This is a genomic window from Saccharopolyspora sp. 6M, from assembly GCF_020176775.1.
GTDB classification, from domain to species: Bacteria; Actinomycetota; Actinomycetes; order Mycobacteriales; family Pseudonocardiaceae; genus Saccharopolyspora_C; species Saccharopolyspora_C gregorii.
The window spans coordinates 16,239-41,367 of the sequence record NZ_JAIUJZ010000115.1; the positions used below are offsets into that span (position 1 = coordinate 16,239).

23 protein-coding genes are annotated in these 25,129 nt (G+C 74.3%); 7 read left to right on the top strand and 16 right to left on the bottom strand.

The window, feature by feature from the left end; all coding sequences use genetic code 11:
* Window positions 1-177 precede the first annotated feature (177 nt).
* The 9 genes from LCD31_RS16665 to LCD31_RS16705 all read right to left on the bottom strand — a co-directional run bounded on the left by LCD31_RS16665 (window position 178) and on the right by LCD31_RS16705 (window position 8,535).
* The gene (locus tag LCD31_RS16665) at window positions 178-495 is read right to left on the bottom strand and encodes a transcriptional regulator (RefSeq protein ID WP_224959266.1); all 318 of its coding nucleotides are present in this window, start codon (window positions 493-495) and stop codon (window positions 178-180) included.
* Entirely contained in the window at window positions 492-986 is a 495-nt protein-coding gene (locus LCD31_RS16670; protein WP_224959267.1) for a hypothetical protein, read from the bottom strand. The genes LCD31_RS16665 and LCD31_RS16670 overlap by 4 nt, the downstream gene beginning before the upstream one ends.
* Before the next feature lie 121 nt (window positions 987-1,107).
* A complete protein-coding gene (locus tag LCD31_RS16675; RefSeq protein WP_224959268.1) occupies window positions 1,108-2,619 on the bottom strand; it encodes an amino acid permease in 1,512 nt (503 codons plus the stop codon).
* Window positions 2,620-2,900: 281 nt separating this feature from the next.
* Complete coding sequence (locus LCD31_RS16680) at window positions 2,901-3,881, bottom strand: cation diffusion facilitator family transporter (protein WP_224959269.1); 981 nt, start codon at window positions 3,879-3,881, stop codon at window positions 2,901-2,903.
* 91 nt (window positions 3,882-3,972) lie between these two features.
* Window positions 3,973-5,211 carry a mannose-6-phosphate isomerase, class I gene (gene manA / locus LCD31_RS16685; RefSeq protein WP_224959270.1) on the bottom strand — a complete coding sequence of 413 codons (1,239 nt, stop codon included), beginning with the start codon at window positions 5,209-5,211 and terminating at the stop codon, window positions 3,973-3,975.
* A 151-nt stretch (window positions 5,212-5,362) separates the two neighbouring features.
* Window positions 5,363-6,436: a hypothetical protein gene (locus LCD31_RS16690; RefSeq protein WP_224959271.1), complete on the bottom strand. Its 1,074-nt coding sequence runs from the start codon at window positions 6,434-6,436 to the stop codon at window positions 5,363-5,365.
* A gap of 6 nt (window positions 6,437-6,442) precedes the next feature.
* A complete protein-coding gene (locus LCD31_RS16695; protein WP_224959273.1) occupies window positions 6,443-6,658 on the bottom strand; it encodes a Trm112 family protein in 216 nt (71 codons plus the stop codon).
* 52 nt (window positions 6,659-6,710) lie between these two features.
* On the bottom strand, window positions 6,711-8,060 hold the full coding sequence (locus LCD31_RS16700) for a phosphomannomutase/phosphoglucomutase (protein ID WP_224959275.1): 1,350 nt from the start codon (window positions 8,058-8,060) through the stop codon (window positions 6,711-6,713).
* A 115-nt stretch (window positions 8,061-8,175) separates the two neighbouring features.
* Window positions 8,176-8,535 carry a DUF3499 domain-containing protein gene (locus LCD31_RS16705; RefSeq protein ID WP_224959277.1) on the bottom strand — a complete coding sequence of 120 codons (360 nt, stop codon included), beginning with the start codon at window positions 8,533-8,535 and terminating at the stop codon, window positions 8,176-8,178.
* Window positions 8,536-8,779: 244 nt separating this feature from the next.
* Here LCD31_RS16705 and LCD31_RS16710 point away from each other — a divergent pair, with 244 nt between their 5' ends.
* On the top strand, window positions 8,780-9,253 hold the full coding sequence (locus LCD31_RS16710; protein WP_184482313.1) for a metallopeptidase family protein: 474 nt from the start codon (window positions 8,780-8,782) through the stop codon (window positions 9,251-9,253).
* 29 nt (window positions 9,254-9,282) lie between these two features.
* Here LCD31_RS16710 and LCD31_RS16715 read toward each other — a convergent pair whose 3' ends face one another.
* Both LCD31_RS16715 and LCD31_RS16720 read right to left on the bottom strand, forming a co-directional pair.
* The gene (locus LCD31_RS16715; protein WP_224959279.1) at window positions 9,283-13,056 is read right to left on the bottom strand and encodes a glycosyltransferase family 2 protein; all 3,774 of its coding nucleotides are present in this window, start codon (window positions 13,054-13,056) and stop codon (window positions 9,283-9,285) included.
* 206 nt (window positions 13,057-13,262) lie between these two features.
* Window positions 13,263-13,595, bottom strand: a complete 333-nt coding sequence (locus LCD31_RS16720; protein WP_224959299.1) for a WhiB family transcriptional regulator — start codon at window positions 13,593-13,595, stop codon at window positions 13,263-13,265.
* Between the two features lie 568 nt (window positions 13,596-14,163).
* Here LCD31_RS16720 and LCD31_RS16725 point away from each other — a divergent pair.
* From LCD31_RS16725 to LCD31_RS16740, 4 genes are all read left to right on the top strand, one after another.
* Window positions 14,164-14,907 carry a site-2 protease family protein gene (locus LCD31_RS16725; RefSeq protein WP_224959281.1) on the top strand — a complete coding sequence of 248 codons (744 nt, stop codon included), beginning with the start codon at window positions 14,164-14,166 and terminating at the stop codon, window positions 14,905-14,907.
* Window positions 14,908-14,983: 76 nt separating this feature from the next.
* Window positions 14,984-15,991 carry a 2-phospho-L-lactate transferase gene (gene cofD, locus LCD31_RS16730; RefSeq protein ID WP_224959283.1) on the top strand — a complete coding sequence of 336 codons (1,008 nt, stop codon included), beginning with the start codon at window positions 14,984-14,986 and terminating at the stop codon, window positions 15,989-15,991.
* Complete coding sequence (locus LCD31_RS16735) at window positions 15,988-17,331, top strand: coenzyme F420-0:L-glutamate ligase (RefSeq protein ID WP_224959285.1); 1,344 nt, start codon at window positions 15,988-15,990, stop codon at window positions 17,329-17,331. The genes cofD and LCD31_RS16735 overlap by 4 nt, the downstream gene beginning before the upstream one ends.
* A 53-nt stretch (window positions 17,332-17,384) precedes the next feature.
* Window positions 17,385-17,942 (top strand): NUDIX hydrolase, encoded by a 558-nt coding sequence (locus LCD31_RS16740; RefSeq protein WP_224959286.1) that lies wholly within the window; start codon window positions 17,385-17,387, stop codon window positions 17,940-17,942.
* On the opposite strand, the gene LCD31_RS16745 is transcribed toward LCD31_RS16740, so the two are convergent.
* A complete protein-coding gene (locus LCD31_RS16745; protein ID WP_224959287.1) occupies window positions 17,927-18,829 on the bottom strand; it encodes a DNA-3-methyladenine glycosylase in 903 nt (300 codons plus the stop codon). The genes LCD31_RS16740 and LCD31_RS16745 overlap by 16 nt on opposite strands.
* 4 nt (window positions 18,830-18,833) lie before the next feature.
* Window positions 18,834-19,940: a sugar phosphate nucleotidyltransferase gene (locus LCD31_RS16750; RefSeq protein ID WP_224959288.1), complete on the bottom strand. Its 1,107-nt coding sequence runs from the start codon at window positions 19,938-19,940 to the stop codon at window positions 18,834-18,836.
* A gap of 743 nt (window positions 19,941-20,683) precedes the next feature.
* Here LCD31_RS16750 and LCD31_RS16755 point away from each other — a divergent pair.
* Window positions 20,684-21,253, top strand: coding sequence for a hypothetical protein (locus LCD31_RS16755; protein ID WP_224959289.1), 570 nt, complete (start codon window positions 20,684-20,686; stop codon window positions 21,251-21,253).
* A 44-nt stretch (window positions 21,254-21,297) separates the two neighbouring features.
* On the opposite strand, the gene LCD31_RS16760 is transcribed toward LCD31_RS16755, so the two are convergent.
* The 3 genes from LCD31_RS16760 to LCD31_RS16770 are packed head-to-tail and all read right to left on the bottom strand — an operon-like array spanning window position 21,298 to window position 24,528.
* Window positions 21,298-22,173 (bottom strand): glycosyltransferase family 2 protein, encoded by an 876-nt coding sequence (locus LCD31_RS16760; protein WP_224959290.1) that lies wholly within the window; start codon window positions 22,171-22,173, stop codon window positions 21,298-21,300.
* 53 nt (window positions 22,174-22,226) lie between these two features.
* Window positions 22,227-23,378 (bottom strand): glycosyltransferase family 1 protein, encoded by a 1,152-nt coding sequence (locus LCD31_RS16765; RefSeq protein WP_224959291.1) that lies wholly within the window; start codon window positions 23,376-23,378, stop codon window positions 22,227-22,229.
* Between the two features lie 49 nt (window positions 23,379-23,427).
* Window positions 23,428-24,528 carry a glycosyltransferase family 1 protein gene (locus LCD31_RS16770; RefSeq protein ID WP_224959293.1) on the bottom strand — a complete coding sequence of 367 codons (1,101 nt, stop codon included), beginning with the start codon at window positions 24,526-24,528 and terminating at the stop codon, window positions 23,428-23,430.
* A 135-nt stretch (window positions 24,529-24,663) separates the two neighbouring features.
* Here LCD31_RS16770 and LCD31_RS16775 point away from each other — a divergent pair.
* Window positions 24,664-25,129 (top strand): glycosyltransferase family 2 protein (locus LCD31_RS16775; protein ID WP_224959295.1); only part of this gene is annotated, 466 nt, incomplete at its 3' end.

The window sequence follows — 25,129 nt, forward strand, 5'->3', positions numbered from 1 at the left end:
AGCGAACTCGCCGTCCTCGCGGGGGAACCGCTGAGAACCCGCCGGTGGTCGGGCTGCTTCGGTGGTCGGCGGCCCAGCGGCTTCGCCGCTGACAGGACGCGGGACACGACCCGCGGGGCAGGGTTCGAAGGCAGGTGGTGACGTTCCGTCACCCGTCCCCCTCGCAGCAGGACCACCTCACCACTCCCCGTCCAAAGCCGCCCGGAGGCCGGAGAGCCAGTTCAGGTGGTTGCTGATCGCGGTCCTGCCTTCCGGGGTGAGCCGGAACCAGGTCCGCGGCCTGCGCCCGACCGAGCCCTTGCGCACTTCGAGGTGGCCGGCTTCTTCGAGCGCCCGGCTGTGCTTGGACAGGACGGAGTCGCTGACGCCCAGCATGTCCCGGGCGGTCGCGAAGTCGACCCACTCGGCGCCTTGCAGCAGAGCGCACAGCGCCAGCCTGGGCCCGGTCTCGAAGAGGGGTTGGCGCCCGTCGCCTTCGTGGTGCGCACCCGTCACGGCCGGACCCGGCCTTCTTCGAGGTCGCGCCGCATCGCCGCCCGGGTCTTCACCTGCGCCGCAAACACCGCGACGGCCACGACGGGCAGCACCAGCAGCGCGATCCCCTGCTGCTGGTACCTGACCAGCACTGCGATGGCGCCGAAGCCGACCGCGGTGATGCCGAGCGCGGCCAGCCAGAACGGCCGGGCGCCGGGGTAGGAGCCGATGCGCTTGGGCAGGTAGACGCCGGAGCGGCGGCGCCGGGCGGCGGTGAAGAAGGCCGAGCCGATGGCGATCACCGCGAATCCCCACGACAGGTAGGCGCTGTAGTCCGCGCCCAGCAGGTCCATCCAGATCGGCAGTCCGGCCAGCACGACGAGCAGGACGCCGTAGACCACCCAGTAGGCGGTGGGGAACCCGACGTGGGTGGCGATGCGGCGGCGCGCGTCGGCGACCTGGTCGAGCTGGCCGAGCTGGTCGCGTCCGGAGGCGTTCGATTCATTTTCCATATGGAAAGTGTACGCACATCGGCAAGTAGATGCCAAGCGTGCACTCCGCGCGGCCGGGGTGCGCAACGAAGCGGGGCCCCTCCCCCGGAGGGGAACGGCCCCGCTGCGCGCGAACGGCGGATCAGACGGAGCCGCCCGCGGCGACCTCCCGCTGCTGCTGGCCGAGCCGCGAGTGCTTGCGGCTGTACAGGAAGTACACCACCACGCCCGCGATCATCCAGACGATGAACCGCACCCAGGTCAGCGCGGTCAGGTTCAGCATCAGCCACAGGCAGGCGATGATCGCCAGGATCGGGACCAGCGGCACCAGCGGCGCCCGGAAACCGCGCGGCAGGTCCGGCCGCGAGCGGCGCAGGATGATCACGCCGGCGGACACCAGGATGAACGCGAACAGCGTGCCGACGTTGACCATCTCCTCCAGCTTGTCCGCCGGGAAGAACGCCGCGGCCAGCGCCACGATGCCGCCGACGAGCAGCGTCGCCCGCACCGGGGTGCCGTGCTCCTCGTGGGTCTTGGCCAGCCCGCGCGGCAGCAGCCCGTCGCGGGACATGGCGAACAGGATCCGCACCTGGCCGAGGAACATGACCATGACGACGGTGGTGAGGCCGGCGAGCGCGCCGACCGTGATGACCCCGGCGGCCCAGGTGACGCCGTTGAGCTGGAAGGCGGTCGCCAGCGTGGCCTTCTCACCGTTCACGGTGGCCAGGTCCTTGAAGTTGACCATGCCGGTCACCACGACGGCGACGGCCACGTACAGCACGGTGACGATGGCCAGCGAGCCGAAGATGCCGCGCGGCGCGTCGCGCTGCGGGTTGCGGGTCTCCTCCGCGGTGGTGGCGACGACGTCGAAGCCGATGAACGCGAAGAACACCAGCGAGGCACCGGCGAGCAGGCCGAAGACGCCGAAGCTGCTCGTCTCACCGCCCAGCAGCAGCGACAGCAGCGACTGGTCCAGCTTGGAGGCGTCCTCCGCGCCGGACTCGGCCGGCGGGATGAACGGCGTGTAGTTGGACGGGTTGATGTAGGACAGCCCGACCACGACGACCAGCAGCACCACGAACACCTTGAGGGCGCTGATCACGAGGCTGACCCGCGCCGACAGCTTGGTGCCCAGCGCGAGCACCGCGGTGAGCCCGGCGATCAGCAGCAAAGCGCCCCAGTCGAACTGCAGCGGCCCGAGCTCGAACTTCGTCGGGACCCCGTTGATCCCGATGAGCTGCAGCACCTGCTGCAGGTAGCTGGACCAGCCCTTGCTGACGGCCGCGGCGGCGACCGCGAACTCCAGGATCAGGTCCCAGCCGATGATCCAGGCGATGAACTCGCCGAACGTCGCGTACGAATACGTGTACGCGCTGCCCGCGACCGGCACGGTCGAGGCGAACTCCGCGTAGCAGACCGCGGCGAGCCCGCAGGCGATCGCCGCGAAGACGAAGGACAGCGATACCGATGGGCCGGTCACGTCCCCCGCTGTGGAGGCGGCGAGCGTGAAGATCCCCGCACCGATGACGACCGAGACGCCGAAGACCATCAGGTCCCAGGCACCGAGGTTCTTTCGGAGCTTCGTGTCCGGCTCATCGGTGTCTTTGATCGATTGCTCGACCGTCTTCGTTCGCCACAGCCCGGTCCCTGGCACTGTCGCCCTCCTCTTCCAACCCGAATGGTGGAACGCACCCTAGCGGGGGAGTGTTGCACCGGATTAGCTAGGAAACAGTGTGGGGGTCGCGATTCGTTAATGCTCTGTGACCGCCCCGTCCACCCGGAGGACAAGTTGATCCGCCAAATGCCTCCAAGCGATCACAGTCCGCACACAGCAGCGGTGTCATTGCAGGTAGACCGGCGCCCGGTGGCACGATTTCCCGGTTATCCGCAGATCATCGGGAAAGCCCCCGCGAACGGAGAAAGATCTGCGGCGAATCAGTCCCGAGGCGGCTCGATCGACGGTTCCGAGTCCGTCGCGGAACCCGGATCCACCGCCGGTTCCGAGACCGCTCCGCGGTCCAGATCCGGTTCGAGGTAGATCAGCCGCACCGCGGGAACCTTCGCCCGCACCCGCGCCTCGGCGGCGTCGATCTCCGCTGCGACCTCCGCCACGTCCAGCGACGGCACCAGGGCGATCTTCGCGGCGACGAGCAGCTCGTCCGGGCCGAGGTACTGGGTGCGGATGTGGATGACGCGCCGCACCCGGCCACCGCGCAGCTCGCCGACGACCTCGTCCAGCACCGACCGGCTCGCGCCCTCCCCGATCAGCAGGCTCTTCGTCTCGACGATCAGGATCACCGCGATCACGCCGAGCAGCAGGCCGATGCAGACCGTGCCGACGCCGTCGAACACCGGGTTCCCGGTCAGCACCGCCAGCCCCACGCCGCCGAGCGCGAACGCCAGGCCGAGCAGCGCGCCCGCGTCCTCCAGCAGCACCACCGGCAGCTCCGGGGTCTTGGCCTGCCGGATGAACTGCCACCAGCTCAGCTCGCCCTTGATGGCGCGGGACTCCTTGATCGCGGTGGTGAAGCTGTAGGACTCCAGCGCGATCGCCACCAGCAGGATCACCACCGCCACGAGCGGCGAGGTCAACGGCTCCGGGTGCTGGATCTTGTGCACGCCCTCGTACAGCGCGAACACCGAACCGAGGCTGAACAGCAGCAGCGCCACGACGAACGAGTAGAAGTAGCGGTCCCGCCCGTAGCCGAACGGGTGCTCCGCGGTGGGCCTGCGCACCGAGGTCTTCTGCCCGAGCAGCAGCAGGCCCTGGTTCGAGGTGTCGGCCACCGAGTGCACCGACTCCGCCAGCATCGAGGAGGACCCGGTGAACAGGAATCCGCCGAACTTGGCCACGGCGATGCCCGCGTTCGCGGCCAGCGCCGCCAGGATCGCTTTGGTTCCGCCACCTGCTGACACGTATCGCTCCCGAGTTCGGTTCCTTGCGTTCCGCGGGGAATCTACCGCCACGATCACCCGGACAGAGCAGGTATGAGCGGATTCGCGCCCGCTAGGTGCCCGCGGCCGCGCGGAACACCTGCGCCGTCCCGTCCGGGCACACCGGGCTCGCCAGCACCGCCGGGTCCGAGGCCGCCAGCCACACCGACTGGCCCTTCCCCAGCTCCAGCTCGGCCGGTTCCGCGCCGGGGCGCTGCGCGGTCAGCCGCAACGCGCCCTTCGTGCACAGCAGGATCTGCGGACCGTCCGAGTCCAGCCGCACCGCGGTCGAGTTCGCCGGGGACCAGTCCACCCTGGACAGCCGGAACTCCTCGGCGGGCGTCTGGTAGACGGTGAGGTTCCCGTCCAGCGACTCGCCCTTGTGCACCCGCATGTCCCCGCAGGTGAAGTCCAGCACCCGCAGCAGCTCCGGCACGTCCACGTGCTTCGGGGTGAGCCCGCAGCGCAGGATGTTGTCCGAGTTCGCCAGGATCTCCACTCCGGTGCCCTGCAGGTAGGCGTGCAGGTTGCCGGCGGGCAGGTAGATCGCCTCGCCCGGCTGCAGCACCAGCCGGTTCAGCAGCAGGCTCGCCAGCACGCCCGCGTCGTTCGGGTACGCCTCCCCCAGCTCCAGCACCGTGCGGCACTCCAGCGCGAACTCGCCGTGCTCGCGCACGTGCCGCACGCAGGCGTCGAGCAGTTCCGGCAGCAGCCCCCGCAGGTAGTGCTCGGGCAGCGTGATCCACGTGGTGAACAGCGCGCGCAGCCCGTCGGCGTCCGGCTGCGCCGCCAGCAGCGCGGTGTGCGGGCGCAGCGTCGGCACGTCCAGCTCGCCCAGCAACCGCACCGTGCGGTGCGCCTCCCGGAAACCGGCGAGCGCGTGGAACTCGGTGAGCGCGCAGACCAGCTCCGGCTTCGCCGTGGGATCCGGGTAGTTCCGGTTCGGCGCGTTGCGCGGGATGCCCGCGCGTTCCTCCCGCTCGAAGCCTTCCGCGGCCTGTTCCGCGGACGGGTGCGCCTGCAGGCTCAGCGGCTCGTTCGCGGCGAGCACCTTGAGCAGGAACGGCAGCCTGCTGCCCCACCGGTCGGTGCACACCTCGCCGAGGTGGTGCGCCGGGTCCGCGTCGAGCAGGTCCAGCAGCGATTCCTCGCTGCCGTCCGGGCGCACCAGCTTCGACGGGTCGCCCGGGTGCGCGCCCATCCACAGTTCTGCCTCGGGGTGCGGAGTGGGAACGGGCCGGCCGAGCAGATCGGCGATGGCGGTACGCGAGCCCCACGCGTAGGGGCGCACCGCGTTCCGCAGTAACTCCACAGTCCTTCTCGCTCTCTTCACCGCTGGTCAGGCGCGCACGCATCCTCGGACCAGCACCGTAGGGCGCCGACCCTGGAACCAGGACATCGCCTCTCCGCCACCAGTGCACCAGGGACGTCCCCGGCAATCACCCAGGGTTCGCCCCGTCCGGTCAGTGCACGGCCAGTGCCTGCCTGCCCGGACCTCCGAGCGTGCCCGCCGCGAGGCCCAGGTAGACCGCGGCGAGATCGAACCGCAACGCGAGCACCGCGGCCCGCAGCACCGCGTCGGCCCGCGCCGACTCGCCGGGGGCGACCAGGTCCGCGCCCGGCAGCGATCGGGTCGCGGCGCGTTCGTCCGCCTCCGAGCGCTCGTCGTGCCGGGTGCTGATCAGGAAGACCCGGGGAGTCGCGCCGCCGTCCTCGTCCGGGTCGGCGAACAGGTCCGAGCCGGTGTCGCGCACCGAGCGGTACAGCGCGTGCCGGGTGGTGGCCTGCGCGTGGCTCGCCACGTCGCAGGCGAGGCCCGCGTGCACGCCCAACGCGTAGGAGCCGTGCCCGGCGACGGCGGTGGCGGTCAGGTCCACGCCCCACAGCAGCGCCTCGTGGTCGGCGAGCCGCAGCGCCAGCGACTTCGCCGGGTTCATCAGCGGTTCCTGCCCGGGGTGGGCGCGTTCCGCCTCCCGGTCCAGCTCGTCGGCCAGCTGATCGGTGTCGCAGCGCAGCAGGCCGAGCGCGACGAACACGCTGAGGCCCACGGTGAACACGTGCGCGAACGTCAGCTCGTCCGGCACCGGGATCCGCGGCGGCACCACCTTCGCCCGGCCCGCGCCGGACGCGGCCACCGGTCCGTCGGGCGGGGCGGCCAGCACCACCGAGGCGCCCCGCCGGGTCGCGGTCGCCACCCCTTCGGCCAGCGTCGGATCACCCGGGTCCGGGGTGTGCGCGAACACCACGTCCAGCGGTCCCACCCACACCGGGACCGACTCGGCCACGATCACCGGTACCGGGCAGGACGGGCCGGCCAGCGCGGCCAGCACCCCGCACGCGGACGGGCCGAGGCCGGGCCGGGAGATCAGCACCAGCGAGCGCGGCCTGCCGTCGGCGAGGTCGTCGAAACCGATCTCCTGCACGGTCTCCGCAGCCGCCCGCACCTGCGCACCCGCGAGCGCCGCGGATCGCAACAGCCCGCGCGAGTCGGCCTCGGTGAGCCGGTCGGGATCGTCGAAGAGGCTGTCGTCGAGCACCGGAGGTCACCTCTCCCCGGTCGAGCCAGGATCCTCGGGGCCGCCGACGGCCTCGTCGACCAGCAGCACCGGGATGCCGTCCCGCACCGGGTAGCCGCGGCCGCACGAAGTGCACGTCAAGTACTCGTCCTGCGCGGTGCCGCCCTCGGCGCGCAGCGCGCCGTGGTCCGGTGCCGGGCAGGCGAGGATCTCCAGCAATGTCGGTTCCAGGGCCACGGCCACGTTCCCTCCTGAGTCCACACCCGGTCCACGCCCAGCGGGCGGTATCACTCGGTCAGCCCCGCACCACGGCGAGCACCTCGTCGCGCAGCGCGGCGACCGCGGCGGCGTCCGGCGCCTCCACGTTCAACCGCAGCAGCGGCTCGGTGTTCGAAGGCCGGATGTTGAACCAGGAGCCGTCCGCCAGCTCCACGGTAAGCCCGTCGAGCTCGTCGATTCGAGCACCGGAACGTTCCCGGTAGGTTTCGGCCACGGCGCGCATCCGCCCGGCCTGGTCGTCCACCGTCGAGTTGATCTCGCCGGAGGCGGCGTAGCGGGAGTACTCGGCCATCAGCCCGGACAGCGCGCCGTCCTGACCGCCCAGCGCGGCCAGCACGTGCAGCGCGGCCAGCATGCCGGAGTCGGCCTTCCAGAAGTCCCGGAAGTAGTAGTGCGCCGAGTGCTCGCCGCCGAAGATGGCGCCGGTCTCGGCCATGGTCTGCTTGATGAACGAGTGCCCCACGCGGGTGCGCACCGGCTTGCCGCCCCGCTCGGCGACGATCTCCGGCACCGCGTGCGAGGTGATCAGGTTGTGGATGACGGTCGCGCCCGGTTCCTTCGCCAGCTCGCGCACCGCGACCAGCGCGGTGATCGCGCTCGGCGCCACCGGGTCGGCGTTCTCGTCCACCACGAAGCAGCGGTCCGCGTCGCCGTCGAAGGCCAGCCCGGCGTCGGCGCCGACCTCGCGCACCTTCGCCTGCAGGTCCACCAGGTTCGCCGGGTCCAGCGGGTTCGCCTCGTGGTTCGGGAAGTCGCCGTCCAGCTCGAAGTACATCGGCACCACCTCGACGGGCAGGCCGTCGAACACCTTCGGCACCGTGTGCCCGGCCATGCCGTTCCCGGCGTCGACGACGACCTTCAGCGGCCGGATCCCGCTCAGGTCCACCAGGCCGCGCAGGAACTCCGCGTACTCGGCGAGCATGTCCCGCTCGGAGGCGCTGCCCTTCGCGCCCAGGAACTCGGGAACGCCGTGCGAGACGAGCTCCTGGATCTCCGACAGCCCGCTGTCCTGGCCGACCGGTGCGGCGCCCGCCCGGCACAGCTTGATGCCGTTGTAGCGGGCCGGGTTGTGGCTGGCGGTGAACATGGCGCCCGGCAGCTCCAGCGTGCCGGAGGCGAAGTAGAGCATGTCGGTGCTGGCCAAGCCGATGGAGATCACGTCGACGCCCTGCCCGGTGACGCCCTCGGCGAACGCGGCGGCCAACCCCGGCGAGGAGTCCCGCATGTCGTGCCCGACGACGACGGCCGGACCGCCGACGAGCCTGGTGAACGCGGCACCGATCTCCCGAACGACGTCGGCGTCGAGCTGCTCATCCACCACCCCGCGGATGTCGTACGCCTTGACGATCTCCGACAGGTCCCGCACGCTGCACATCCCTACGTAGTCCGGCCAACCTCGCTGCGGTCCGAGCCTACCGGCGATCGGTGATCTTGCGGAGAGCTCCCGACGGCCACGAGCGGCACGTCACGTTCGGGATCCCCTAATCGTCGCGGGGGTCGGGCAGCGCCCGCAGGTGACCTCGCCTGCCGCCGCCCACGGAGAAGTCCGGCGGATCCACCGGCCGGTCCGAGCGCCCCGCTTCGCGGACCGCCTCGGCCAGCGCGGTCAGGTCGTCCGCGGAACCTTCCGGCAGCGAGAACTCGCCCTCGTACCGGACGACCTCCCAGCCCTTCGGCACCGTCAGCCGCAACGCGTGCTCCTCGCACAGGTCGTAGCTGTGGGGCTCCGCATACGTGGCGAGCGGTCCGACCACCGCGGTCGAGTCCGCATAGGCATACGTAAGCGTCGCAACGGCCGGGTTGGTACACCCGGTCCGCGAGCACCGCCTCACGCTCCGCACGACTGGCACGATAGCGCCCCCCGTCCAGCCCGCGCCGGAGGCACGCGGAAACGTCCTCGCGCCCCGATCCCGATCTTCCGGCGCGCACGCCGCTCACCGGCGGGTTCGCGCAGGTGGCGGACCTTGTTCGCGCTGCGCTGAACGGGTGTCGGGCAGTCCGGTGACGTCGCGTGCTCACCTCCGGTGCCGAGAGGCGACCCGAACGGGCATCCCCGCGGCGGTCCTGAGGGCGTACCCTCAGCCCGTGGTGACCGCACGTGGATATCGGCGCCGGACGCTAGCCCGGCGGGATCGTCGAGGGCGCGGCCTGCGCGGCCCCCTGTACCCGTCGTCGGTCCCGGTCGCGCGCAGCCGTTCGCAGCGGTTCGACGCGATCGTGCTGGAAGCCCTGGAGCCGATCGAGCAGCGCTGGCACGCCGAGCTGACCGAGCTCGACGTGGCCGTCGACGAGGTGCCCGAGGTCCAGGTCACCGCCCCCGAGAAGGTCGTCTGGGACGACGACGTGGTGGTGGACGCGAACGTGCCGCTGGCGCGGCTCGTCCCCGCCGGGGTGGACCGCCGCGGGTTGCCGACCCGCGCACGCATCGTGCTCTACCGCAGGCCGCTGGAGGCCCGCGCCCGCGACGGCCAGGACATGGCCGACCTGCTGCACGACGTGCTCATCGAGCAGGTCGCCACCTACCTCGGCCTCGACCCGGACGTCATCGAAGGCCAGTGAGGCCCTGCTGACCGGCCCCGCCCGGCGGTTCAGGACTCGTCGGAGCGGCGGCGGGACGGCAGCGCGCCGATGGCGGTGAACAGGATGGCCGCGGCCTGCACCACGAGCAGCGCGGTGCGGGACGAGTCGCCGTAGCCGACCCGGACCTCGCTCGCCGATTCCGGCACCGGCACCGCGACCTGGTGTCCCCAGCCCTCGGCCAGCGGCGCCTCCCGTCCGTCGATCACCGCGTGCCAGCCGGGTTCGTGCTCGGCGGCGAGCAGCAGCACCCGGCCCACCCCGCCGTCCGAGACGCGCACCGCGACCTCCGGCAGCGTCGCGGGCACGCCCAGCGGCCGGGCCTGCGGGGACGGCGTACCCGCCAGCCGCGACTGCCGAGCCAGGTCGGGGCCGAGCAGCTGCACCGGGCCGGACGGCAGCAGCACCCGCAGCACCGGGGTGCCGTCGCCGAGCTCGCCGTGATCGGTCACCAGGTCACCGGCCGCCGCCCGCAGCCGGTCGGCGGTCGCCGCGTCCGGCACCGCCACGTGACCGGTGCCGCGGGCCGCTGCGGTGGCCAGCGCGGTCCGCACCCGCTGCGGGTCGCCGGAGAGCAGGTCCGCCTCGACCTCCCGCAGCCAGCGCACCGCTTCCGGCACCGGTACCAGGTCGTCATCGCCGAAGTGCGGCGCGCGGCCCTCGACCAGCCGGGCCGGGGCCGGGCCGCGCTCGACGAGCAGCATGCCGCCGGGCCCGGCGAGCGCGGCGGCCAGCGCCGGGATCCCGCCGGTCGGTGCCAGCCGCAGCGGCCCGCGCCCGGCGAGCACCGCGCTCACCCCGGCGAGCAGCAGCGTCCCGGTCAACGCGGCCGCGAGGACCCTGCTCGGCACCCGCACCGGCAGCGGTCCCGCGGACAGCGCCGTCCACAGCAACCCGGCCGCGGCCACCACCAGCGGAGCTCCGGTTCCGCCGGTGCTGGCCGGTCCGCCCGCCACCGGGGTCATCGCGATCCGGTCCACGGCGAAGGCCACCGCCCACCCGGCGACCGCGGTCACCGCGCCCGGGATCATCGCCGGGCGCGGGGCGAGCACCGCGGCCAGCAGCGCCACCAGCACAAGCAGCCCGCCGGCCCAGGTCGCCGGATCCCCGTCGGCGCTCAGCAGCAGCGGCCACCACCCGGCGGGCAGCTCGGTGACCCGCGCGCCGAGCCCGTGCAGCAGCAGCTCCGGGTGCCGCACCAGCACGACCGGCCACGGCAGCAGGCAGACGATCGGCAGCAGCACCAGCGCGGCCAGCCCGGCCATCCGGTGCCCCCCGCGACGCGCCTCGCCGGGCACCGCCACGAACCCGAGCAGCGCCAGCACCACCAGCAGCGCCAGCACCAGCGGGGCGAACGCGCCCAGCACGGCCAGGCCGAGCGCCGTCGCGCAGGCCGTGCCCAGCCAGTGCCGGGACTGGGCGAGCATCGCCAGCCTGGTCAGCCCGATCACGGAGGCGATGCCCGCCAGCAGCGGCGGGACCAGGACGTGCGCGACCACCACGTCGAGCCGGCCCTGCCCGGCGGCGGACGTGGCCAGCGGCAGCAGCGCGTAGGCGCCCGCGGCCAGCGCCCGGTGCCTCCCGCGCATCGGCAGCGTGCGGGTCGCGGCGTACGCGGTGAGCCCGGCCAGCGGCACGCCGAACAGCAGCAGCAGCGCCACCACCGCCTGCGGCCCGCCGAGCGGCGCCAGCACCGTGCCCAGCAGCGCCAGCACCAGCAGCGAGGCCGGTGCGGGCGAGCCGGTGCCACCGTTGACCGGGTGCCAGGAAGCCAGGTACTCCCGCCAGGTCGAACCGAGGTCGACGGCCGCGAACAGCCGACCGCCCTGCAGCTCGGCGCCGAACCGGGCGTGCTCGGCGACCAGGCCGTGCGTGACCAGCGCGATCGCGGTGAGCACCACCGCGAGCACCACCGGCGGCGCCAGCACCAGTTCCCGCAGCACCCGGCGCCGGTCCACCTGCACCAGCAGCAGCCTGCGATCCGGTTCCGGTGCGGAGTTCGCGTCGCGCGGCACCGGGGAGGGCCGCCGCTGCTCCTCCTCCGCGGGCGCGGCCGCCACCGGCACCACCACGGGTCCGGTGGGACGGCGCAGGCCGCCGACGCTGCGCCTGCGGGTGCCGAGCGCCCCGGCGGGGAGCGCGGCGGGGCCGACGGAACGCGGCGCGGCGGCCACCGGTGTCACCCGCGCGGGCCCGAGCGCGGCGGGGGTGCGGCCGAGCACCACCTCGCGGCGCACCCGCTCCCGCACCAGCCCGGCGAACGCGGCCCGGAACCCGTTGCGCAACCGCGTCACCCGGCTGGTGAGCAGGCCGCGCACCCCGGACGGTTCCGCGGTGGTGGCGCGCCGCTCGGCGCGCGCCGCGCGCAGCCCCATCCGGCCGGTGACCAGCGCGGTGAACGCGGCGAGTTCGGCGGCCGCGTCCCGCCGCCGCCACAGCAGCCCGAACCCGGCGGCGCGCAGCAGCACCAGCAGCGCGAGCCGCGGCACGCCGAGCAGGAACGACCGGAGCGGCGCGTTGGCCAGGAAGGTGCGCACCCCGCCGACGCGCTCGGCGGCCCGCAACCCGCGCCCGGTCGCGTCGGGTGCCCGGTCGCCGGTGCGCAGCGCGCCCGCGTGGCGCATCCGGGCGCTCGGCACGCACAGCACCAGGTGCCCGTCGGAGTTGGTGCGCCAGCCGAAGTCGATGTCGTCGAAGCCCAGCGGCAGGGCCGGGTCGAAGCCGCCGAGCCGCTCGAAGACCCCTCGGCGGACCAGGGCGCCGGCGGTGGAGACGGCCAGGACTTCGGAGACGACGCGGACGTCGGTGGGGGCCGAGCGCCGGTCGTCCGATGTGGACCCGGCGGCCCGGGGTGCGGTGCTCGCGGCCGCGGCGGGTTCGTCCCCGGCTTCCGCGGCGGCGGGTTCGGTCCCGGTCGAGCCCGTCCCGCGCTGCGCTCCGGTCGTTCCGGTCCCGGTCGCTTCGGCCGCCTCCTCCGCAGCCCCTGCCTCCGCGGGTTCGATCCCGGATCGTTCGGTCGTGGCTCGCTCGGTCGCGGGTTCCTCGGTCCGGGGTTCCTCGGTCCGGGCTCGCTCGGTCGCGAGGTGCTCGGTCGCCGAGCGTTCGGTCCCGGCCGGTTCGGTCCCGGTCTCGGCCCCGGCCCGTTCGGCCCCGGCACGCTCGTTCTCGGCACGCTCGTTCTCGGCACGCTCGGGCGTGGACCGTTCCGGATCGTCCCGTCCCGCACCGTCCCGACCCGGGTCCGCGGCGGCATCCCCGCCCGCATCGGCCTCCGCCCAGGCGAGCTCCGGATCGACCTCGGCGGCCCCGATGCCGGTCTGCCGGTGCCCGGAGGCGTCGGTGGACAACCCGGCGTCCACCACGAGCCGCGGATCGTCCCAGTCCAGGCCGAGCGGCCCCAGCACGGCCGCGGCCGAATCGAGCTCGGCGACGTCCAGCAACCGGCGCAGGCAGTCCGGCTCGGGCGCGGAGTCGTCGTGCAGCAGCCACAACCAGCGGCCCGGATCGCCCCAGCGGGCGACGGCGTGCTCGGTGGCCGCCGCGACCGCGGCGCCGAACCCGGTCTCCGGCGGCAGGTCGAGCACCCCGTCCACCAGGTCGGAGGCGCCCGCCAGCAGGTCCGCGGTGCCGTCGGTGGAACCGGTGTCCACCGCGAGCAGGTGCCGCGGCCGGACGGTGAGCTCGCGCAGCGCGGCCAGCACCTCCGGCAACCGGCGGTCGCCGTCGTGGCACACCAGCACCGCCAGTGCGGGCGCGGTGTTCAGGCGCGGCGCGGTCCCGGCCACAGTGTCCTCCCCTGCCGTGGTGCGATCACCGCACGACGGTAGTGGACGGGAGCCGGAAACCTCAGAGCCTGTCTCCGAACCGGGACGGGCGTCCGCGCAGGTGTCTCAGGTGATCAGCGCGGGCCGGTCCGGGACGGATGCCTCCGGTGCGGAGCCGGGCCCGGCGCGCCGCCGGCCCCTCCGGACCTGCGGGCGCGGGCCCGGCTTCACACCGCGCGTCGTTTGAGGCGGCGGCGCTCCCGCTCGGACAGCCCGCCCCAGATGCCGAAGCGCTCGTCGTGCTCCAGCGCGTACTCCAGGCATTCGGATCGGACCTCGCAGCCCGCGCAGATGCGTTTGGCCTCGCGAGTGGAGCCGCCCTTCTCCGGGAAGAAGGCCTCCGGATCGGTTTGCGCGCACAATGCGCGCTCCTGCCACTCCTGTTCCGGCTCACCCAGTTCGAAGAGCTGAGCGAGCACATCGGCATCCGTGGTCTCGGATTCCTGCCGATCCCCCCATTGCACCAGGTTCCCCTGAAGCAGCGGATGACTCTGTTCCATCAAGCGGCCCTGTTCCATCAGGTGGGCTTGACCTGTCTCCCACATTGGTCCTCCCCCGATCGCTCCCGTTCCCTGCGGCCCTCCCCAGGACCGTTCGGGATGCACTCCGGACGTGAGGCGCACCGCGCCCCGCGTCGCCGCCCGGGCAGCGCACCGGCCCTCTCACCGGACCCGCCCGTTCGACCATGGCCACCTGCCGGGGCTCCCTTTCCCCGGCCTCCGCTCGAAATCCGGCAGGCGGAAAATCCACGAGGTGGAAAACCGAACCGGACGATTCGCCGGGATTCACCGCCGGCGGCCGACCGCTCTGCGGTGGACCGCCCGGCGAACCCGCCGCCGAGCAATCATTTCAGCGGAGAATGACACCGCTGTGATTACACCGGTGTAGCTCCACTCGGTCAAGCGGAGCCAACCCGTTGAGGGACCCCACCGCTCCCGCCGCATGACGCAACTCCGGCACTCTTTTGTCGGCGGGCCGATACGCCAGGTGGCGGCGCCGCGCAGCGCGAATCGCGACTTTTCACCCGTCGGCACCCGGCGGTCGGGGCCGACCGGGGACACTGGTGGGGTGAACACGCGAGTGAGCCCCCTGTTCCTGGCCCTGCTCGGCGCGACGGTGCTCGGTGGCGTCCTGGCCACCGTGGACCAGTCGTTCGCCCGGACCACCGGCATCGTGCTGATCGTCCTCGGCGGGTGGGCCACGTCGCTGTGCCTGCACGAATTCGGCCACGCGATCACCGCGTACCGGGGCGGCGACCTCTCGGTCCCGGCGAAGGGGTACCTGACGCTGGACCCCCGCCGTTACACCGATCCGGTACTCAGCATCGTGCTGCCGTTGCTCTTCGTGATCGCCGGTGGCATCCCGCTGCCCGGCGGGGCGGTGTGGATCAACCACCACGCGCTGCGGAACCGGCGCGTCGAGTCGATGGTCTCGCTGGCCGGCCCGCTGACGAACCTGGTGCTCGGGATGCTGATCACGGCCGCGGTGCAGCTGGTGCCGATGCCGCAGGGGCTGTCCACCGGGCTGTCCTACCTGGCGTTCCTGCAGGTGATCGCGTTCGTGCTGAACATCCTGCCGATCCCGGGCCTGGACGGGTACGGCGCGATCGAGCCGTGGCTGTCGTACCGGGCGCGGGAGCTCGGCGAGAAGGCGCGGCCGTGGGCGCCGCTGGTGCTGTTCCTGCTGCTGTTCGCGGTGCCGTTCGTGGGCCGGGCGTTCTTCTCGCTGGCCTACCTCGTCTTCGGCCTCGTCGGTGGCGAACCGGTGCTGGCGCTGCTGGGCCAGGAGTCGTTCCGCTTCTGGGAGTTCTGATCCGCGGGCCCCGCCGGTGACGCAGCGGACACCGGTCCGGCCTCGGACGCCCCCGCCCGCGTGCGAGGATCGCGGGGTGAAGGTCGTAGCACTGGTCGGTGGAGTCGGCGGGGCGCGGTTCCTGCTGGGGGTCAAGGCGGCGCTGGGCATGCCCGCGCTCGGCGAAGGCGACGGCGCGTCCCCGCACGAGGTGACCGCCGTGGTCAACATCGGCGACGACGTGTGGATGCACGGGCTGCGGGTCTGCCCGGACCTGGACACCTGCATGTACACCCTCGGCGACGGCATCGACACCGAGAAGGGGTGGGGCCGCGTCGGCGAGACGTGGTCGGTGAAGGAGGAGCTGGCCGCCTACGGCGCCGAACCGAGCTGGTTCGGGCTGGGCGACCGGGACATCGCCACCCACCTGGTGCGGTCCCGGATGCTGCGCGCCGGCTACCCGCTGTCCGCGGTGACCGAGGCGCTGTGCGACCGCTGGCGGCCCGGGGTGCGGCTGCTGCCGGTCAGCGACGACCGGGTCGAAACGCACGTGGCGATCGAGGACCCGGCCACCGGCGAGCCGACCGCGGTGCACTTCCAGGAGTGGTGGGTGCGCCATCGCGCCGAACCCGCCGCGGGCGCCATCGTGCCGGTCGGCGCCGAGGAGGCTTCGCTCGCACCGGGGGTCGCCGAGGCGATCTCCGGGGCCGACGTGGTGCTGGTCGCGCCGTCGAACCCGGTGGTGAGCGTGGGGACGCTGCTCGCGGTGCCCGGTTTCCGGGAGGCGCTGCGCTCGACGGCGGCGCCCGTGGTGGGCGTGTCCCCGATCATCGGCGGCCGCCCGCTGCGCGGCATGGCCGACGCCTGCCTGACCGCGATCGGCGTGGAGACCTCCGCCGAGGCGGTCGGCAGGCTCTACGGTTCCCGCGCGGAGTCCGCCGACGGCGTGCTCGACGCGTGGCTGGTGCACACCGGCGACACCGCCGACGTGCCCGGCGTGGCGGTGCGGGACGTGCCGCTGCTGATGTCCGACGTGGACGCGACGGCGGAGATGGCGCGGGCCGCGTTCGACGCGGCCGGGCTCTCGGTTCCGGAGGGGTCATGAGGGATCACGCGGCGACCGCCGGGCTCCAGCTGTTCGCGGTGACCGGGCTGCCCGAGTTCGGGCCCGGCGACGACGTGGCGGCCTCCATCGCGGCGAGCGCGCCGTGGTTGTCCGACGGGGACGTCGTGGTGGTCACCAGCAAGGTCGTCTCGAAGGTCGAGGGCCGGGTGGTGCGCACCCCGCGCGACCCGGAGGAGCGGGAGCGGCTGCGCCGCGAGCTGGTGCGCTCCGAGGCGACCGAGGTGCTGGCGCGGTTCCGGAACACGCTGATCACGCGGAACAAGCTGGGCATCGTGCAGGCCGCCTCCGGGGTGGACGCCTCGAACGTGGCGCTGGACCGGATCGCGCTGCTGCCGGAGGACCCGGACGCCTCGGCGCGCAGGCTGCGCGCCGGCCTGGCCGACCGGCTGGGCGTGCAGGTCGGCGTGGTGATCACCGACACGATGGGGCGGACCTGGCGCAACGGGCAGACCGACGCGGCGATCGGCGCGGCCGGGCTGCGGGTGCTGCACCGGTACGCGGGCAGCATCGACGCGCAGGGCAACGAGCTGGCCGTCACCGAGGTCGCCATCGCCGACGAGGTCGCCGCCGCCGCGGACCTGGTGAAGGGCAAGCTCGGCGGCGTGCCGGTGGCGGTGCTGCGCGGGCTGAGCACCGAGGACGACGGTTCCTCGGCGCGGGACCTGGCGCGGCCGGTGGAGCACGACCTGTTCCGGCTCGGCACCGACGAGGCCATCGCGCAGGGCCGCCGGGAAGCGGTGCTGCTGCGCCGCTCGGTGCGCTCGTTCAGCGCGGAACCGGTGGCCGAGGAACCGGTGCGCCGCGCCGTGGCCGCCGCGCTGACCGCACCCGCCCCGCACCACACCCGCCCGGTGCGGTTCGTGTGGCTGCGGGACCGGCCGCTGCGGGCGAAGCTGCTGGACGCGATGCGCACGGCGTGGCTGGCGGACCTGCGCGGCGACGGCCGCGAGGAGGCTTCCGCGCAGCGCCGGGTGGGCCGCGGCGACCTGCTGTACGCGGCACCGGAACTGGTGCTGCCGTTCCTGGTCCGGGACGGCGCGCACGACTACCCGGACGCGCGGCGCACCGCCGCGGAGCGGGAGATGTTCACCGTCGCGGGCGGTGCCGCCGTGCAGGGGCTGCTGGTGTCGCTGGCCGCGGAGGAGCTCGCCTCCTGCTGGGTGTCCTCGACGATGTTCTGCCCCGACGTGGTGCGGTCGGCGCTGGAGCTGCCGGAGTCGTGGGAACCGCTGGGCGCGGTGGCCGTCGGGCACCCGGCCGAGCCGGGCGGCGGCCCGCGGCCGCCGCGCGAGCTGGACGACGGGCTGCTGGAACTCTGACATCACCGCAGGTTCCGCCGAGTGAGCGGGTGCGAGCGCGAGGAGGTTCGGTCGTGGGGGCCGAGGTGTTGCACGCGGACGCGGAACAGGTGCTGCGCGGATGGCGGCCGTCCGACTACGGGCAGGAGGCGCTGCGGCACGCGTTCCTGGCGCTGCTCGACGCGCGCGAGGACGCGTGCCTGCGCGCCTGCGCGCCGGGGCACGTGACGGCGTCGGCGGTGCTGCTGGACGCGGCCGGGGAGCACGTGCTGCTCACCTTGCACCCGCGGGTCGGGAAGTGGCTGCAGCTCGGCGGGCATTGCGAACCGGAGGACACCTCGCTGGCGGGCGCCGCGCTGCGGGAGGCCACCGAGGAGTCCGGGATCGACGGGCTGGCGGTGTCCGCGGAACCGGTGCACCTGGACGTGCACCCGATCACCTGCTCGCTGGGCGTGCCGACGCGGCACTTCGACGTGCGGTACCTGGTGCGCGCGCCCGCGGGCGCCGAGCCGGTGCGCAGCGACGAGTCGCTGGACCTGCGCTGGTGGCCGATCGACGCGCTGCCCGCGGAGTCCGACCTGGGCCCGCTGCTGGCCGCGGCCCGCCCGCACCCGGTTCAGAGCACGCGGTAGTCGCGGGGCGGCAGACGCGGCCCGAACCGGGGGCGCCGGACCCCGGCCGCGCCGAGGTAGCGCACCGCCCGGTGCCGCTGGCCCGCGTACGGGGCGAGCGCGTCGAGCATCTCCGCGTCGTCCATCGGCCGTCCTTCGAGCCCGATCCCGACGATCGTCGACAGGTGGTAGTCGCCGACGCTGACCGCGTCCGGGTCGCCCCAGGCGCGCTGCGCGACCTCCGCCGCCGTCCACGGCCCGATGCCGGGGACGTGCTGGAGCAGCGCGCGGCCCGGCTCCCCGCCCAGCTCCACGGCCCGCTCCAGGCGGTGCGCCACGCCGGCCGCGGCGATCAGGGTGCGCCGCCGGGCACCGTCCACGCCCGCCCGGTGCCATTCCCAGTCCCGGATCTCCCGCAGCTGCCGGGGGCTCGGCGGCGCGCACAGCCCGCGCGGCGCCGGACCGGGCGCGGGAGTGCCGAACCGGCGGCACAGCTCGCGCCAGGACCGCCACGCCTCCCGGTTGGTGACCTTCTGCTCCAGCACCGCGGCGACCAGCACGTCCCACACCCCCCCGGTCGCGCAGAGCCGGAGGCCGCGGGCGGCCCGCGCGCCGCGCCGGACCGCGTCGTGCACGGGCACGAACCCGCCGTCGTCGTCGGCCGCGCCGAGCAGCTCCGGCACCTGGGCCAGCAGCGGTTCCGCGCCGTCGCCCCACGCTTCGGCGACGACCGCGCCCGCCGGGTCGGCGGCGAGCCGCAGCGTCCCGGGGCCGTGCGCGGTGGTCGACGCCAGCCACCACGCACCGGACTCCTGGACCGCGCTGGCGGGATCACCGCTGCCGCGGCGCAGCGGGGCCAGCACCTGCGGGAGGTCCAGCGGGCCGGGCGGCTGCCAGGTGGTGCGCATCAGGTCATCTCCGGTCCGCCGAGAACCGCACGCCACCGGCGGGGATCTCCACACCGGGCCACACCCGGGCGCCGTCCAGCAGCTCGCACTCGTCGCCGATCACCGCGCCGTCGCCGATCACCGCGCCGCGCAGCGCCACGCCCGCACCGATGCGGGCCCCGGCGCCGATCACGCAACCGTCCACCTCGGTCTCGGCCCCGATCCGCGCGCCGTCGAACACCATCGAGCCGGTGATCCGGGCGCGTTCCGCGACGACCGCGCCCGCGCCGATGGTGCTGCCGCCGTCGACCACGGCGCCCGCGGCGATGTCCGCGCCGGGCAGCAGCAAGGCCTCGCCCGGGGTGCCGGGCAGCGCCGCGGAGGGCAGCTCGCCGCGCACCAGGTCCGCCGACCCGCGGACGTAGGCGGCGGGCGTACCCATGTCCAGCCAGTACGAGGAGTCCACGTGCCCCTGCAACCGAGCACCGGCGGCCAGCAGCCCCGGGAAGGTCTCGCGCTCCACCGACACCCGGCGACCGGCCGGGATGTCCTCGATCACGGGGCGGCGGAACACGTAGCAACCGGCGTTGATCTGGTCGACCGGCGGATCCTCGGTCTTCTCCAGGAACGCGGTGACCCGGCCGTCGCCGTCGGTGGGCACGCAGCCGAACTGGCGCGGGTCCGCCACCTTCACCAGGTGCAGCGTCACCTCGGCCGCGCCGGCGCGGTGGGTCTCGACGAGGGAGCGCAGGTCGAGGCCGGAGAGGATGTCGCCGTTGAACACCAGCACGTCCTTCTCCCGCAGCAGGTGCGCCACGTTGCGGATGGCGCCCGCGGTGTCCAGCGGCTCGTCCTCGACGACGTACTCCAGCTCCAGGCCGAACTCGGAGCCGTCGCCGAAGTGCTCGGCGAACACCTCGGCCTTGTAGGAGGTGCCGAGCACGACGTGCCGGATGCCGGCCGCCCGGATCCGCGCGAGCAGGTGGCTCAGGAACGGCACTCCGGCGGTGGGCAGCATCGGCTTCGGCGCGGACAGCGTCAGGGGGCGCAGGCGCATGCCCTTGCCGCCGACGAGCACCACCGCCTCCGCGTCGTGCAGCGGGCCGGGCGAACCATCGGGACCGGCGGTCATACCGGACCTCCTTCCTCGCGCCGGGCTCGTCCCGGCATCCGGTACCGGCACGCGGCCGCGGTCATCGGCGGCGGGGGCTTCCCCGCGCCGGTGCCGAGCGCGTCCGGTAGATCCTGACGAAAACCCGTTGGGGGGAATACTGTGACAACGACGGCGGCATAATGGAGACCGGGTTCCGGCTCAGTGGAATCGGTCACTACCGGTCCGTTCCGCGGGCACGGCGCCCCGGCACCGCAGCACACCCCCCATCCTCCCGGTGGCACGCGCGGGACGGCCGCCGCGACGGCGCGGCGAGGTCCCGGGTCCGGACGGCCGCCCCCGAACTCGACCGAACGACCGCGGCTCCGCCCCACCTCGGCGTCGCGGAAGCGCTCCCGGTGGTGGCACGACGATCGTCGCGCCGCGACGACACCGGGCGCCCGACCACCGCCGATACCCGCCCCGGAACGGCAACGGCGGATACAGTGCGAAGCAGCGGAACAGGACCGAACCCCGCGCCACGGCGCGGACCGAAGTCGAACCCCGTGCCGGGACGCGGACAGGGCACGCATACCTTGCCGCGGGACGGCGACAACATGAAGGGACCGCGGCGCGACGAGCTCCTCGACGGCGCACCGCGGTAGCGCGACGGTCGCGACGCGGCCGAGAACCCGACGGCGAAAGCATGGAGAGGCACCGCTATGGACCCGCGGGACCGAGCCGACGAAACACTTGCTCGTGCGCGGGCACGGGGCGCGTTCGTCGTGACACCGGACAGCGCCACCTCGCCGATGGACGCCTCGACGACCGTGCGGATCCCGCGCACCGTGATCGCCGCCGCCGACCACGCGCAGGTCGACGCGGACGCGACGACGGCGATCCCGCAGCCCACGTCGCAGCAGCAGCCCCCGCAGCAGCACGGATCCCAGCAGCAGGCGGCCCGGCCGCAGCAGCAGCGCGCCGAGCAGCGGCCGCAGCAGACCGGGCAGCAGGGGCAGGCCCGGCAGGGCGCTCAGCAGCAGTCGGGGCAGCAGTCTGGGCAGCCGCAGAACCGGCCGCAGCAGGGCGGTGACCAGCAGGGCAGGCCGCAGTCCGGGCAGCAGTCGGGGCAGCAGCCCCCGCAGCAGGGCGGACAGCAGCAGGGCCAGCAGCAGAGCGGCCAGCAGCAACAGCAGGGCGGGCAGCAGGGCCAGCAGCAGAGCGGCCGGAACGACCCGTACGGCTGGCCCGAGGAGGACTTCGGCCAGCAGCTGCCGCCGAACCCGTACCAAGCGCAGCGCACCGAGGGCCAGTTCGGCCCGCTCGGCTCCCGCGCGGCCCGCCAGCAGTACTAGCCGCGGCTCGACGGGCGGCGCGGAGCTCGCGCCGCCCCGCCCGGCTACTTCCCGCGCGCCCGCACTTCCAGCCGCGCCCGCACCGCCAGCGCGGCCCGCAGCGCCAGCCGCAGCGGCGCCCACACCGCGCCCCGGTGCCGGTCCGCGAGGTACCGGTAAGCGCTGCGGTGGTGCTCCACCAGCATCTTCGCCGGTGCGCTGGAGGTGGCGTGCCCGCCGATGTGCGTGATCCGCGCGCTGGGCACGAACACGTTCAGCCAGCCCTTGCGGGCGAGCCGGTCCCCCAGGTCCACGTCTTCGAAGTACATGAAGTAGCGCGGGTCGAAGCCGTCGATGCCGTCGAACGCCTCGCGGCGCAGCAGCAGGCAGGAGCCGGACAGCCAGCCCGCGGTGCGCTCTTCGACGACCGCCTCGGACTGCCGGTAGGCGCGGGTCCACGGGTTGCCCGGCCAGATCCGGCCGAGCACCGCGTGCCCCGCTCCCCGTCCCAGCGAGGGCAGCAGCCGCGCGGACGGGTAGACGGTGCCGTCGGGCTCGTTGATCAGCGGGCCGAAGGCACCACCGCGCGGCCAGCGCTCGGCCGCGGCCAGCAGTTCGTCCAGCGCACCCGGCGCCCATTCGACGTCGGCGTTGCTGATCACCACCCAGCCGTACTCCTCGCCGAGCGCCGCCACCCCGCGGTTCGCTCCCCCGCCGTAGCCGAGGTTCGCCCCGGTCGGCAGGAATTCGACCTCGGAGCGGGTCTCGGCGGCGCGTTCCGGTTCCCCGTCCGTCGACCCGTTGTCGGCCAGGACCACCCGCACCGGGCGTTCGGTGGCAGCGCGGATCGAGTCGAGGTTGCGGTCGAGGGTCTCGCCGGGCGAGTAGGTCACGATGACGATGGCGAGCTCGTCGCCATGGCTGCGGGAAGAGGCGGTCACGCCCGGACATTCTGCCGAACGGCGCTCGGCGGCCGCGGGGCGGTGAGGCCCCGTCAGCGGCTGCGGCGGTGCAGGTGGTGCGCACGGGAGTAGGCCTCGCGGTGCTGCGCCGCGCACGCGGCCCAGGTGAACTCCTTGGCGCGGCGCTGCGCGGCGGCCGACAGCGCGGCGCGGCGGGCCGGGTCGTCGAGCAGCCCGGTGAGCCCGGTGGCGATCTCGGCGGGCCGCACCCCGCAGTAGGCGACGGCGTCTCCGCCGACCTCGGGCAGGCTGAGCCGTCCGGTGGTGAGCACCGCCGCGCCGCAGGCCATCGCCTCCAGCACGGGCAGCCCGAAGCCCTCGCCGATGCTCGGGTACGCGACGACGTGCGCGCCACCGAGGAAACCGGGTAACTCGGCGAACGGCACGTAGCCGGCGCGGATCACCCGCACGCGGTGCGGCACCGCCTCCAGCGCCCGCTCGACCCTGGTGTCCCAGCCGGGCTGACCGGCCAGCACCAGCGCCGGGTCGTCGGAGCGGCCGCGGCCGGCCATCGTGAAGCCCTTGATCAGCGCGGGCACGTTCTTGCGCGGTTCGAGGGCGCCGAGGAACGCCACGTACGGCTGGTCGTGCAGGCCCAGCCGGTCCCGCACGGCCGCGATCTCCGGGGGCGACGGCGGGTGGAAGTGCTCGGGGTCGACGCCGTGGTACATCACGTGCATCGCCGAGCGGTCGGCCCCGGCGCTGCGGGCGAGCTCGTCGGCGGTGGCTTCGCTCGGCACCACGCACAGGGTGGCGCGGCGCAGCGCGGCCTTCGTCCAGGAGCGGAAGAAGCGGGCCTTCACCGGTGAGTGCAGCGCCGGGTCGGTGAAGAACGTGGCGTCGTGCAGCGTGACCACCGACGCCGCCGGGTTCGCCAGCGGCGTCGTGTAGTGCGGCGAGTGCAGCACCTGCGCGCCGAGCCTGCGCACCAGCCGGGGCAGCGTCGTCTGCTCCCAGGTGAGGCGGGCGGTGCGGGTCGCGACGGCCTCCGCCGCGGGGATGATCCGGCTGTTCGGGGCGAGCCTGCCGTACAGCGCGGCGTCCCGCGGCTGGCAGGCGACGCTCAGCTGCGCGCCGTCCTGGTCGAGCGCGGCCAACAAGGAATCCACGTAGCGACCGACGCCACCGCGGTCCGCGGGGACGGCGGTGGCGTCGACGAGGAGCTGCGGCTCGCCTCTGTGCACGCGTGCAGCGTACGGGGGTGCCGGTGCGGATCGTGGGGGGTTCCGCAAATCACGCCTCGAGGTGCGCCCGCCACACCTGCTCGGCCGCGCGCCGCCAGCCGAACAGCTCGGCGCGGCGCGGACCGGCCGCCGACATCCGGGCGCGCTGGTCCGCGTCGTCGACGACGATCCGCAGCTCGCGGGCCAGCGCGCGCGGGTCGGCGCGGCGCGCGGTGAGCCCGGCCGACCCGGCGACCTCCAGCAGGGCGGGAGCGTCGGAGTGCACCACGGGGGTGCCCAGCGCCATCGCCTCCAGCACCGGCAGACCGAAGCCCTCGGCGAGGCTCGGCGCCACCAGGGCCGTCGCCCGCCGCAGCAGCACGGCGAGCTCGGCGTCGCCGATGTCGCGCAGCACCCGCACCCGCCCGGCGGGCAGGCCGTGCCGTTCGGCCAAGCGCACCGGGTCGACCCCGCCCCAGCCCGGCGCACCGACCAGCAGCAGCGGCAGGTCAGGTGCCTCCGGCCGGGCCAGCGCCTCGATCAGGTGCGCGTGGCCCTTGCGGGGTTCGAAGGTGCCGACGGTCAGCAGGTACCGGGACGGGAGGCTCGCGGCGGCGGTGCGCGCCCGGTCCGGGTCGGGCTCGGCCAGCAGCGCTCCGGGCACCCCTTCGCCGATCACCCGCACGTCGACGCGCAGCGCGACGCGGGTGGCGAGGTCGGCGGCGACGGCCTCGGTGGGCACCACGATCGCGTCGGCGTCGCGGGCGGCGCGGGCGATGGCGCGGCGGTGCCAGGCGACGCCGCGCGGGGTGAGCGTCTCCGGGTGGGTCCAGGGCACGGTGTCGTGCACCGTCACCACCAGGCCGCGGCCGCGCTTGCGAGCCGGGGCCAGCGGGGTCATGGCGTGCACCGAGTCGCCGCCCGGCCACGGCGGCAGGCCGCGCTCCCAGGCCGCGGTGAGGGCGCGGCGCGGCAGCGGCAGCACCGCCGGGGCGCGCACCCCGTCCACCGCGGCGCGGGCGGGATCGGCGCCCCGGCTGATCGCGCTGCGCACCTCCCAGCCCGCGGGGGCGGTGGCGGCGAGCGCGGCGAGCAGTTCGCGGGTGTAGCGGCCCGTTCCGCCCGGCACCGGGGCGACCAGCTGCTCGGCGATCACGACCAACTCGGGCACCTCATCACCTCTCCGGTTCGCGGGCGGCGGCCACCTGCACGCCGAGCAGAACCCTACGCTGCGAATTCACCGGTACCGCCGGGAAGCGCGGTGCCGTCACCTAGGGTTCGGGGCCGGACGCGGAACGGAGGCGGTGTGCGGAGCACGGTCGTGGTCGTGACCTGGCGCGGGCGGCGGCACCTGACCGCCTGCCTGGACGCGGTCGCCGCACTGAACCGTCCACATCGGACGCTGGTGGTGGACAACGCCTCCGACGACGGCACCGCCGAGCTGATCGCCCGGCACCCGTCCCGGCCGGAGGTGCTGCGGCTGCGGCGCAACCTCGGCTACGCGGGCGGCATCGCGGCGGCGCTGCCGCGGATCGGCACCCCGTTCGTGGCCTGGTTCAACGACGACGCCGCACCCGAACCGGGCTGGCTCGCCGCACTGGAGGACGCGCTCGACGCGGACCGCGGGGCGTGGGCGGCGGCCTCCGTGCTGCGCACCCCGGACGGGGCGGTGCAGTCCGCCGGAGTGCGGTTGAGCGGTGATGGGCACGGGGTCGATTCGGTCGGTGGGGTTCCTCCGGTCGGTGGGGGCGGTCCGGCGGCGGGGGTCGAGT

Excerpts from the sequence above, each read along its gene's own strand:
- LCD31_RS16720 (WP_224959299.1), bottom strand. The coding sequence starts at position 13,595 with ATGGAACAGAGTCATCCGCTGCTTCAGGGGAACCTGGTGCAATGGGGG.
- LCD31_RS16750 (WP_224959288.1), bottom strand. The coding sequence starts at position 19,940 with ATGACCGCCGGTCCCGATGGTTCGCCCGGCCCGCTGCACGACGCGGAG.
- LCD31_RS16670 (WP_224959267.1), bottom strand. The coding sequence starts at position 986 with ATGGAAAATGAATCGAACGCCTCCGGACGCGACCAGCTCGGCCAGCTC.
- LCD31_RS16735 (WP_224959285.1), top strand. The coding sequence starts at position 15,988 with ATGAGGGATCACGCGGCGACCGCCGGGCTCCAGCTGTTCGCGGTGACC.
- LCD31_RS16745 (WP_224959287.1), bottom strand. The coding sequence starts at position 18,829 with ATGCGCACCACCTGGCAGCCGCCCGGCCCGCTGGACCTCCCGCAGGTG.